Origin of the sequence: Nocardioides sp. CPCC 206348, assembly GCF_048654705.1 — a bacterium.
Classification (GTDB): Bacteria; Actinomycetota; Actinomycetes; order Propionibacteriales; family Nocardioidaceae; genus Nocardioides.
Map to the genome: position 1 here is coordinate 65,413 of NZ_JBMCZA010000243.1, position 8,439 is coordinate 73,851.

Sequence of the window (8,439 nt, forward strand, 5' to 3'; positions counted from 1 at the left end):
CGCGTTGTCGTTTGGGGTCAGCCGCCGAGGCGGATGGGCAGTCCCAGGTCCACGCTGGTGGGGGTGCTGGCGCTGGTCAGCGTTCCGTCGCAGGAGCCGCACGAGTGCGGCTGGCTGGGACGCGGGAAGAGCTCGTCCGCACCGGCGACGTCGTCCACCACGACACGTCCGCGCTTGTCGGCGTCCCGGGCGAGCAGTGCGGCGCCGTACGCACCGGTGATCTGCGGGTGCGGGGGAACGAGCACCTCGGTGTCGAGCGCGCGGGCCAGGAAGGCCACTGCTGCGGGGTTCTGGGCGACTCCACCGGTGAGCACCACGGGGGTGTGGCGCCCCACCTGGGCCACCAGTGCGAGGGTGCGCGCCGCGATGGCGCGGTGGACGGACGAAGCGATGTCCGCGATCGGGGCGTCCTGTGCGAGCAGCGACACGATCTCGGTCTCCGCGAAGGTGGCGCACATCGTTGACACCTCGAGGTCGTTGCTCCCGGTCAGGGCCAGTGCGCCGACCTCCTCGAGCGGCACGTCAATGGACTGGGCCAGCACCTCGTAGAACCGGCCGGTTCCGCTTGCGCACCTGTCGTTCATGGCGAACTCCTGCACCAGGCCGTCATCGTCAACGGTGATTGCCTTGGAGTCCTGCCCGCCGATGTCGATCACCAGGCGCACCCCCGGGACCATCGCGGACGTGCCGCGGGCGTGGCAGGTGATCTCGGTGAAGGTCCGCTGCGCGCCCGGCACCAGTCGCCGGCCGTAGCCGGTCGAGATGGTGCCGGACAGGTCGGCAGTGGTGATCCCGGCGGAGGCGAGCGCTTCGTCGACGGCCCTCTGCATGCCGGCCCGCGACACGGCGCCCATGGCGATGGTGCTCGACGACACGATCTCGCCGTCGCCATCGATCACGACGGCCTTGGCCGTCGTCGATCCGAGGTCGACGCCGAGATAGAACGGGCCTGTCGTCATGAGTTCTGCGTCCTCTTGACGTCGATCCCCTCCAGCATCGCGGCGAGCCGGCTCTCGAGGATCTCCTCCTTGTAGAAGGAGGCATCGGCGACGTCGCCCTCGAAGAAGATCGAGGGAATCCCGAGGTTGTTCTGGGCTGATCGGGCCAGCAGGCGCTGCGGTCCGGTGAACGCCCGGCAGGTCCGGGTCGAGTGGAAGACGATGCCGTCGACGCCGTACTCCTCGCAGTCGCGCAGGGTGAGGTAGTCGAGGGTCTTGGTGCCGTGGTTGGTGGGGCACAGCAGGTAGTGCTGGGCCATGCCGAGCAGCGGGTCCTCGGTGTCGATCAGCTGCGGCTCCTGCCAGAAGGCGTTGGTGATGTAGCGGCCGGCGATGACCGCGACGCCGTGCTCGGCGAACTTGCGCGACAGGAACCCGAGCTTGTTCCAGTTCATGATGCCGTCGAAGTACACCCGGTACTTCTCGTTCTCGACGCCGGAGATGCCCTTGTCGACGCGGTCCTGGATCTCGTCGCGAACCGACTGGAAGTAGTCGACGAGCTCCTGGTTGCCGGGCAGGAAGTTGATCGGGGCGATGGCGGAGATCCAGTCCCAGAAGGTCGCCGGCGCCGGCTTGGCCTTGCAGAGCTCGAGGCCTTCGCGGCGCAGCTCGGCGGCCTTCTTGATGTAGGTCATCGACTCGCGCAGCATGTCCCAGTCGAACGGGTTGCCGGTCTTCTCCTCGAGCCACTTGATCAGGTCGAGCAGCTGGTCCCGCACGTAGTGGGACGCGGACTCCCACTCCTCGCCCTTGAGGTAGCCCGAGTCGGGCTTGTTTCCCCACAGGAACGGGTGGGAGATGTTGAAGATCGGCACCTCCTTGTCGAAGACCCGGTACGAGATCTCGTCCCACTGCTGGCCGGTGCTGCAACCTGCGTAGTTGTTGACGAAGAAGTCCGGGGCAGGCAGTCGCGCGGCGAGCTCGGCCTGGTCGTGCGCGCCGACCACGCCGGTGTTGATGCCCTCGTCGCCCTGGACGGTCAGGACCGCGCAGCCCAGGTGGGTGCGCGAGTAGGAGCAGAGCTCCGCGTTGTAGCCGTGTTCCGCTCCGGCGAGCTGTGCCGGACCCTCGAGCCCCTGGGCCGCCAGCCGGGCGGCGAACGCCTCGCCGTGGCACCAGGCCAGGCCCGCAGCCTGGAAGATCGGGTTCAGGGCACCGCCGTTGTACCAGACGATCTGCTTGCCTCGCTCGCGTGCGGTGAAGAGGTCGTCCCAGTACTCCGCGACCATGCGGCCGCCCTGGCGGGTGGAGGTGAGGCGGTTCGTGCGGTCGGTCGTGGGGGCGTCGGGGGTGTTCAGGGTGGCGGTCATCAGGACTCCTCGATCGGGTCAGGCGTAGGCAGGACGGTTGCGATGGGTGCGCTCGATCAGCGCCTCGAGCCGGGTGCGGAAGGACTCGAGGGGGATGCCCTCGTGCTCGGTCTCGATGAGGAGCTGGGGAACGCCGGCCTCGTCGAGGGCGCGGCGCAGCTCCGGGTAATAGAGCATGTGCGGCTCGCAGAACTTCGGCATCAGGTGGACGACGGCTTCGGCTCCGCTGCGCTGGACGGCATCGAGGAGCCAGCGGTCCCAGTCGACGTCGTGCTGGACACGGGTCGGGCAGGGCAGTGCCGTGTTGCGGCCGCCGTACCACTGGGCGAGGGCGTCCATCGGGGGAAGCGATTCGTCCATGCCGGTCTGGAGATACCGGCGGCCGGTCCACAGGTCGTCGTCGACGATCACGGCGCCGACCTCCTCGATGACCTCGAGCAGCTCGCGGCGCGGCGCGTGGCACAGGTGGCCGGACAGGTGCACCCGGATCCGGCCGTCGCGGGTCCGGGGCGTGCGGTCGGCGACCACCTGGGCGAGCAGGTCGTGGTGCTCGTCGGGGTCCATGACCTGCGCCGAGGCGACGATGTCCTGCAGCTCGACCGGGCTGAACGAGGTGTCCCCGGCGGTGCGTGCGTCGAAGATCTGGCGCATCAGGTCGCGGTCGCGGTTGAAGGAGCGGATGCTCGCTTGCAGTGCGCTGTCGTCGATGGCCGCTCCAGCGAAGGTCTCCACCTCCTGGCGGAGGTTGCCCATCATCTCCGCCGTCTTCCGGCCGGCCCACGGGTCACTCATGGAGCTGATGAGCTGGCCCAGGAAGACCGGCCGGGTCGGTTCCAGCGCGCGTACGACGTCGGCCGAGCCGAGCAGCTGGATGCAGTGGTCGGCGACGAACAGGGCGTCGTACAGGTCGAAGCGGCCGGTGGCGGCCTGGTCGGCGAGGTTGCGGGTGTAGCCGCAGTAGAACTCCGGCAGGAACGCCCGGCCCTCGGTCACCGGCTCCTGGTCGTCGGGAACGATCACCGCGAGTACGCCGGCGGCGTGGGCGAGCTCGCGCGGGAAGTTCATCGGCAGGACCCCGAGCACCTTGCGGTCCGGGTGCGCAGCTCGCCAGGACTGGATGTGGCTTCGTGGGTCGCGGGCGACGGCCCGCAATGCCTCCAGTGCTGTGGTTCCGGCGCTCATCTGGGTGTCACTCCTGAGATTCATGTTTGACGGATCTGGATATTCAGTCACCATGAGTGTAGAACATAAGGACAAGGTTCGTGAACCCCTGAGGAGCAATGAATGAGCATCAACGCAGGCCCCATCAGCAATCGCTGGACCCGTCTCGTCGGCGTCCAGCACCCGATCGTGCAGGAGGGTCTCGGGCCGTTCCGGACCCCGCGACTCGCAGCTGCGGTGTCCAACGCCGGTGGTCTCGGCACGGTCTCCATGCCCGGCATGCCCGAGGACATCGAGAGCGGGGCGCGGACGTTCCGCGAGCACATCGAGGAGTGCGCGTCGCTGACGGACCGACCGTTCGCCGTCAACATCCCCGTCGGCGTCGATGCGGCTGGCAAGGTCCTCCCCTTCACCGACAGCTACATCCGGATGGTGCTCGAGGCGCGACGCAACGACAGTGAGATCGCTCGTCGGCTCACCGTGATGACGACCTCAGCGGGTTTCCCCGGCGACTACATCGCGATGATCAAGGACGCCGGGATGATCCATCAGCACAAGGTGGGTGCGACCCGGCAGGCCGTGAAGGCAGCAGAGGCCGGTGTCGACGTCGTCATCGCAGCGGGATTCGAGATGGGTGGCCACGCGCCGGCGGCCAAGGTCCACACCTACGTGCTCGTGCCGAGCATCACCGAGGCTGTCGACGTACCGGTCCTGCTCACCGGGGGTGCCCGCGACGGGCGTGGACTGGCGGCTGCGCTCGCCATGGGTGCGGACGGCGTCGCGATGGGGACCCGCTTCATCACCAGCACGGCGAATTCGGACTGGCACCCGGACTACATCCAGGCCCTGCTCGACGCGAAGGAAGGTGACGACGTCGCCTTCGACGGTGTCTACGGACCGTGCCGCGGCCTGCGCAACGCGGCGTCCGAGGAGTTGCTCGCCCACGGAGACAGCGACGCTCCCGCCGATCCGGTCGCCATGGTCCGGTGGAAGATCGAGTCGATGCAGCGCGCGCAGACGACCGGCGACACCGTCAACAGCCTGGTCATGACCGGACAGGTGGCCTCGGCGATCAACGAGCTCGTCGACGTCGCCGAGTTCGTCCCGCGGATGGCGCAGGAGGCGGCCGACGTCCTTCAGGGCCTTGTCGCCTCGCTGCAGGTGCCCGTGGCGGTCGGGGTCTGAACAGCACGGAGCGCCTCCCCGGAGACGGGGAGGCGCTCTGCGTTCGAACTCAGAAGATCGCCTTGGCGATGATCTCCCGCTGGATCTCGTTGGTGCCGCCGAAGATCGGCGGGGCCAGGGCACGACGGACCTGGAACTCCATGCCGTACTCGCGCGTGTAGCCGGCGCCCCCCATCAGCTGCATGCCCTCGAGGGCAGCCGCCTTCGCGACCTCCGTGGCGCGCATCTTGGCCATCGCGGAGGCCGAGGCGAGCTCGTCCTCCTGGCCGTCGTCGATCGCCTGGGCGATGTCGTAGATGAACGCGCGTGTGGTGGCGATGTCGGTGGCGAGGTCCGCCACCCGGTGCCGGAGCGCCTGGAAGGAGGCGATCGACTGGCCGAACGCCTCACGCTCGCGCATGTACGCGACCGCATCGTCCAGCGAGCGTCGTGCAGCACCGATGCTGAACGCCGCGATGATCATTCGTTCCACGCTCAGGCCACGCATCAGGTGCTTCCACCCCTGCCCGGCCTCGCCGACGACCGCCGACACCGGAACCCGGACGTCGGTGAAGAAGACGTCGTTGCAGGTGCGTGCCTCCATGGTCCGCACCTCGCGCATCTCGATGCCCGGGGTGTCGCACGGAACCATCAGCAGGGTCAGCCCGGTGTGCTTGGGGCCGGAGGAGTCCTCGCGGACGAGCACGAGCATGTGCTCGGCCACATGGGCCACGGAGATCCACGTCTTCTGGCCGTTGATGACGTACTCGTCCCCGTCGCGAGTGGCCTTGCAGGTGACGGCGCCGAGGTCCGAGCCGGTGCCCGGCTCGGAGAGTGCGATCGCCTCGACCTTGCCCGAGGCGAGGTTGGTGACGATCGTCTTCTTCTGCTCCTCGTTGCCCCACTTGAGGTACGTCTGAGCGGCCGTCAGCCCTGTCGTGTAGGCGAGGAGGCCAGGGATGAGGCCACGGTGCGCCTCCTCGATGAACACACACTCGTCGACGAAACCGGCACCACCGCCGCCGTACTCCTCAGGCAGCGAGACGCCGAGCCAACCGAGCTTCGCCATCTTGGCGAGCAGTTCGAAACTGGTCGCGTTGGTCTCGTTGTCGGTGAGGGCATCACGCTGCGCGAGGGTGCCGCACTCACGTTCGCTGAAGTTGTGGACGTGCTCGGCGAACTCGAGGCGGTCGCTGTCCAACCTCATCGCGGGCGCTCAGTTTCCGCGGTACTGCGAGAAGTCAGGCTTGCGCTTCTCGTTGAACGCGGTGATGCCCTCCTTGGCCTCGGGGGTCTCGCCGAAGAGCTTGAGGGTGGTGACCGCGGACTGGCCGAGGGCGACGAAGTGCTCGGTGTCCTGGTTGAACGACTGCTTGAGCACCTTGAGTGCAGTGGGGGAGAAGGAGTTCATGTTGTCGGCCCACGCGCGGACCTCGTCCTTGAGGTCGGCGGCCGGGACGACCTTGTTGACCAGGCCCCAGTCCAGCGCCTCTTCGGCGCTGAGGCGACGGAGCATGAACCAGATCTCGCGGGCGCGCTTCTCGCCGACGACGCGCGCGAGGTAACCCGAGCCGAGGCCGGCGTCGAAGCTTCCGACGCGGGGACCGTTCTGGCCGAAGCTGGCGGTGTCCGCGGCGATGGTGAGGTCCGCGAGGACGTGCAGGACGTGGCCGCCGCCGATGGCGAGGCCGTTGACGGCTGCGATCACCGGCTTGGGGACGTCACGCATCACGCGGTGGAGGGCCTCGACCTCGAACAGGCCGCTCACCGACGGGCCGTAGTCACCGGTCTCCATCCGCTGCTTCTGGTCGCCGCCGGCGCAGAACGCCTTGTCGCCCGCGCCGGTCAGGCAGATGGTGCCGACCTCGTTGCTCGCCCAGGCCCGCTTGAAGGCGAGGACGAGCTCGTCGACGGTCTGCGCGCGGAACGCGTTGAACCGGTCGGGGCGGTTGATGGTGATCCAGGCGAGGCCGTTCTCGACCTCGTAGGTGATGTCGGTGAAGTTGTCCATGGTGGCGGTCCTTCTCGTCGATTGCCGTCGGCGGCAGTTTCGGGGGTCGGCTTTGGCCTGACCATTTGTAACAATAGGCCTGTAAACGATCGTTCACAAGCCCCGACGCGTTGGAATTCCGCGGTCTTACGTCCGGGCCGTGCGCCGGATTCCCATCGCGCCCGACAACGGGAGTGGCCAGGAGAGTCCGGCGCCCTGCCTGATCAAGGCGTCCATCCGGGCGGCGACGTCCTCCGGGAACTCCGCCGGCCGGCGGGTGTCCATGCCCACACCGACCAGGAGGATCTCGACCGTGCACGACAAGGCCTCGGCTTCTCGGTCGAGGATGAGTGACAGCAGGTGTGCGGCCCGTGCCGAGCGGTCGACGAGCGTCGTGTGCACGGTGAACCTCCCGCCCTCGTGCATCTCGGTGAAGTAGCGGATGTGGTGCTCGGCGGTGAACACACCGAGGCGCCGCTCTGCGCGGTAGGCGTCGTCGATCCCGATCTGGCGGCACAGGTGGTCGGCGCTCAGGGCGCCGGCGTCGAGGTAGTGCCGGATGTTCATGTGGCCGTTGAGATCGATGAAGTCGGGCGTGACCTCGCCTTCCAGCAGCGCAGGCAGTTCGCGGACTTCGTCGTACGACGGCAAGGCGGTGGTGCTCATCCCTGCAACCTAGAACGTGGCTGTGCCCGTTGGCGCGCCGAGCGGGCCGCATCACTGTGGACCGCGACAGCCGCCGGGTGACTCCTTCTTTGACCCCGGCGCCGCGTTGGCCCACGGTGGGGCCATGACGCTGGAGATCACTGTTGCCGAACTCGCCGAAGCCAAGGACCTGGACCTGGGTTCCTCTCCGTGGCAGCGGCTCGAGCAGGAACGCATCGACACCTTCGCCACCGCGACCGATGACCACCAGTGGATCCACGTCGACGCCGAGCGTGCCGCCGAGGGGCCGTTCGGCAAGACCATCGCGCACGGCTATCTCACGCTCTCGCTGGTGCCGTCGATGCTGAAGAAGCTGATGGTCATCACCGACCACGGCCGCGGCACGAACTACGGCCTCGACAAGGTGCGGTTCACCGCAGCGGTGCCCGTCGATGCGGAGATCCGGCTGACCGCGTCGATCCCCGAGGGCGTACGTAGAGAGGACGGCGGTGTCCAGTACCGCGTCGCGCTGAAGGTGGAGGTCAACGGCCAGGATCGCCCTGCGATGGTCGGGGAGTCGATCTACCTGACCTATCCGAGAGACTGATCGCTCGCAGCCAGCGTGAGGGAAGCCTCGCCGTGCTGCTGCCCCTGGCGGTCGAGGAAGCGCTCGCGCGTGACCAGGTAGACCGGGAACGCCATCGAGACGCCGATGTAGGACAGCACGACGAAGAACCAGCCCCACTTCTGTCCCAGGCCGATGCGCACGCTGTCGGTGACGACCCAGACCATGAAGACCGCCCACGCGATCAGCATGTCGATGCTGAGGAAGGCTGCGGTCCCTCCGGCGTCGATGGCATCGCCGAAGAAGTCGAGCGGGTTCAGGATGTTGCCGCCGTCGTCCATCCAGTCGAAGGCGTGCGGCCAGGTCAGCACGAGGGCGACGATTCCGGCAATGAGATACGCCGCGTGGCGGAGGTTCGTGGTCATGTCGGCCACGCTACGAAGAGCGCCGAGGTGTCGAATCAGCCCGCGGGGGTGGAGCGCTCCGCCTTTCGGTCCATCGTCAGCGGCGGAAGGCCTCGATGATGGCGAAGGTGTTCTCGCGCACCCGCTCCGCGGCCATGGTGAAGCTGGGCGAGTAGAGCGCTGCGTGGTCGTAGCGCTTCTC

Annotated in this window: 9 protein-coding genes; 2 read left to right on the top strand and 7 right to left on the bottom strand. The window is 67.8% G+C overall.

What is annotated here, in order from left to right:
* Positions 1-17: 17 nt before the first annotated feature.
* Genes ACOADB_RS28700 through ACOADB_RS28710 form a run of 3 tightly spaced genes read right to left on the bottom strand, consistent with a single transcriptional unit; the run spans position 18 to position 3,490 of the window.
* A complete protein-coding gene (locus ACOADB_RS28700) occupies positions 18-959 on the bottom strand; it encodes an acyl-CoA dehydratase activase (RefSeq protein WP_378607286.1) in 942 nt (313 codons plus the stop codon).
* Positions 956-2,308, bottom strand: a complete 1,353-nt coding sequence (locus tag ACOADB_RS28705) for a 2-hydroxyacyl-CoA dehydratase subunit D (RefSeq protein WP_378607289.1) — start codon at positions 2,306-2,308, stop codon at positions 956-958. The genes ACOADB_RS28700 and ACOADB_RS28705 overlap by 4 nt, the downstream gene beginning before the upstream one ends.
* 18 nt (positions 2,309-2,326) lie before the next feature.
* Positions 2,327-3,490 carry a 2-hydroxyacyl-CoA dehydratase subunit D gene (locus ACOADB_RS28710; RefSeq protein ID WP_378607292.1) on the bottom strand — a complete coding sequence of 388 codons (1,164 nt, stop codon included), beginning with the start codon at positions 3,488-3,490 and terminating at the stop codon, positions 2,327-2,329.
* Positions 3,491-3,592: 102 nt separating this feature from the next.
* Between ACOADB_RS28710 and ACOADB_RS28715 the strand changes: the two genes are divergently transcribed.
* Complete coding sequence (locus ACOADB_RS28715) at positions 3,593-4,654, top strand: NAD(P)H-dependent flavin oxidoreductase (RefSeq protein WP_378607295.1); 1,062 nt, start codon at positions 3,593-3,595, stop codon at positions 4,652-4,654.
* Between the two features lie 49 nt (positions 4,655-4,703).
* Here ACOADB_RS28715 and ACOADB_RS28720 read toward each other — a convergent pair whose 3' ends face one another.
* The 3 genes from ACOADB_RS28720 to ACOADB_RS28730 form a co-directional block, all read right to left on the bottom strand.
* Complete coding sequence (locus tag ACOADB_RS28720) at positions 4,704-5,840, bottom strand: acyl-CoA dehydrogenase family protein (protein ID WP_378607298.1); 1,137 nt, start codon at positions 5,838-5,840, stop codon at positions 4,704-4,706.
* A gap of 9 nt (positions 5,841-5,849) precedes the next feature.
* Positions 5,850-6,644, bottom strand: a complete 795-nt coding sequence (locus tag ACOADB_RS28725) for an enoyl-CoA hydratase-related protein (protein ID WP_378607301.1) — start codon at positions 6,642-6,644, stop codon at positions 5,850-5,852.
* A gap of 126 nt (positions 6,645-6,770) precedes the next feature.
* On the bottom strand, positions 6,771-7,289 hold the full coding sequence (locus ACOADB_RS28730; protein ID WP_378607304.1) for a thioesterase family protein: 519 nt from the start codon (positions 7,287-7,289) through the stop codon (positions 6,771-6,773).
* Between the two features lie 124 nt (positions 7,290-7,413).
* Here ACOADB_RS28730 and ACOADB_RS28735 point away from each other — a divergent pair, with 124 nt between their 5' ends.
* Entirely contained in the window at positions 7,414-7,875 is a 462-nt protein-coding gene (locus ACOADB_RS28735; protein ID WP_378607307.1) for a MaoC family dehydratase, read from the top strand.
* Here ACOADB_RS28735 and ACOADB_RS28740 read toward each other — a convergent pair.
* Positions 7,860-8,258 carry a DUF2834 domain-containing protein gene (locus ACOADB_RS28740; RefSeq protein WP_378607310.1) on the bottom strand — a complete coding sequence of 133 codons (399 nt, stop codon included), beginning with the start codon at positions 8,256-8,258 and terminating at the stop codon, positions 7,860-7,862. The genes ACOADB_RS28735 and ACOADB_RS28740 overlap by 16 nt on opposite strands.
* Positions 8,259-8,439: the final 181 nt, after the last annotated feature.

Excerpts from the sequence above, each read along its gene's own strand:
- ACOADB_RS28700 (WP_378607286.1), bottom strand. The coding sequence starts at position 959 with ATGACGACAGGCCCGTTCTATCTCGGCGTCGACCTCGGATCGACGACG.
- ACOADB_RS28705 (WP_378607289.1), bottom strand. The coding sequence starts at position 2,308 with ATGACCGCCACCCTGAACACCCCCGACGCCCCCACGACCGACCGCACG.
- ACOADB_RS28725 (WP_378607301.1), bottom strand. The coding sequence starts at position 6,644 with ATGGACAACTTCACCGACATCACCTACGAGGTCGAGAACGGCCTCGCC.
- ACOADB_RS28730 (WP_378607304.1), bottom strand. The coding sequence starts at position 7,289 with ATGAGCACCACCGCCTTGCCGTCGTACGACGAAGTCCGCGAACTGCCT.
- ACOADB_RS28740 (WP_378607310.1), bottom strand. The coding sequence starts at position 8,258 with ATGACCACGAACCTCCGCCACGCGGCGTATCTCATTGCCGGAATCGTC.
- ACOADB_RS28715 (WP_378607295.1), top strand. The coding sequence starts at position 3,593 with ATGAGCATCAACGCAGGCCCCATCAGCAATCGCTGGACCCGTCTCGTC.
- ACOADB_RS28720 (WP_378607298.1), bottom strand. The coding sequence starts at position 5,840 with ATGAGGTTGGACAGCGACCGCCTCGAGTTCGCCGAGCACGTCCACAAC.
- ACOADB_RS28735 (WP_378607307.1), top strand. The coding sequence starts at position 7,414 with ATGACGCTGGAGATCACTGTTGCCGAACTCGCCGAAGCCAAGGACCTG.
- ACOADB_RS28710 (WP_378607292.1), bottom strand. The coding sequence starts at position 3,490 with ATGAGCGCCGGAACCACAGCACTGGAGGCATTGCGGGCCGTCGCCCGC.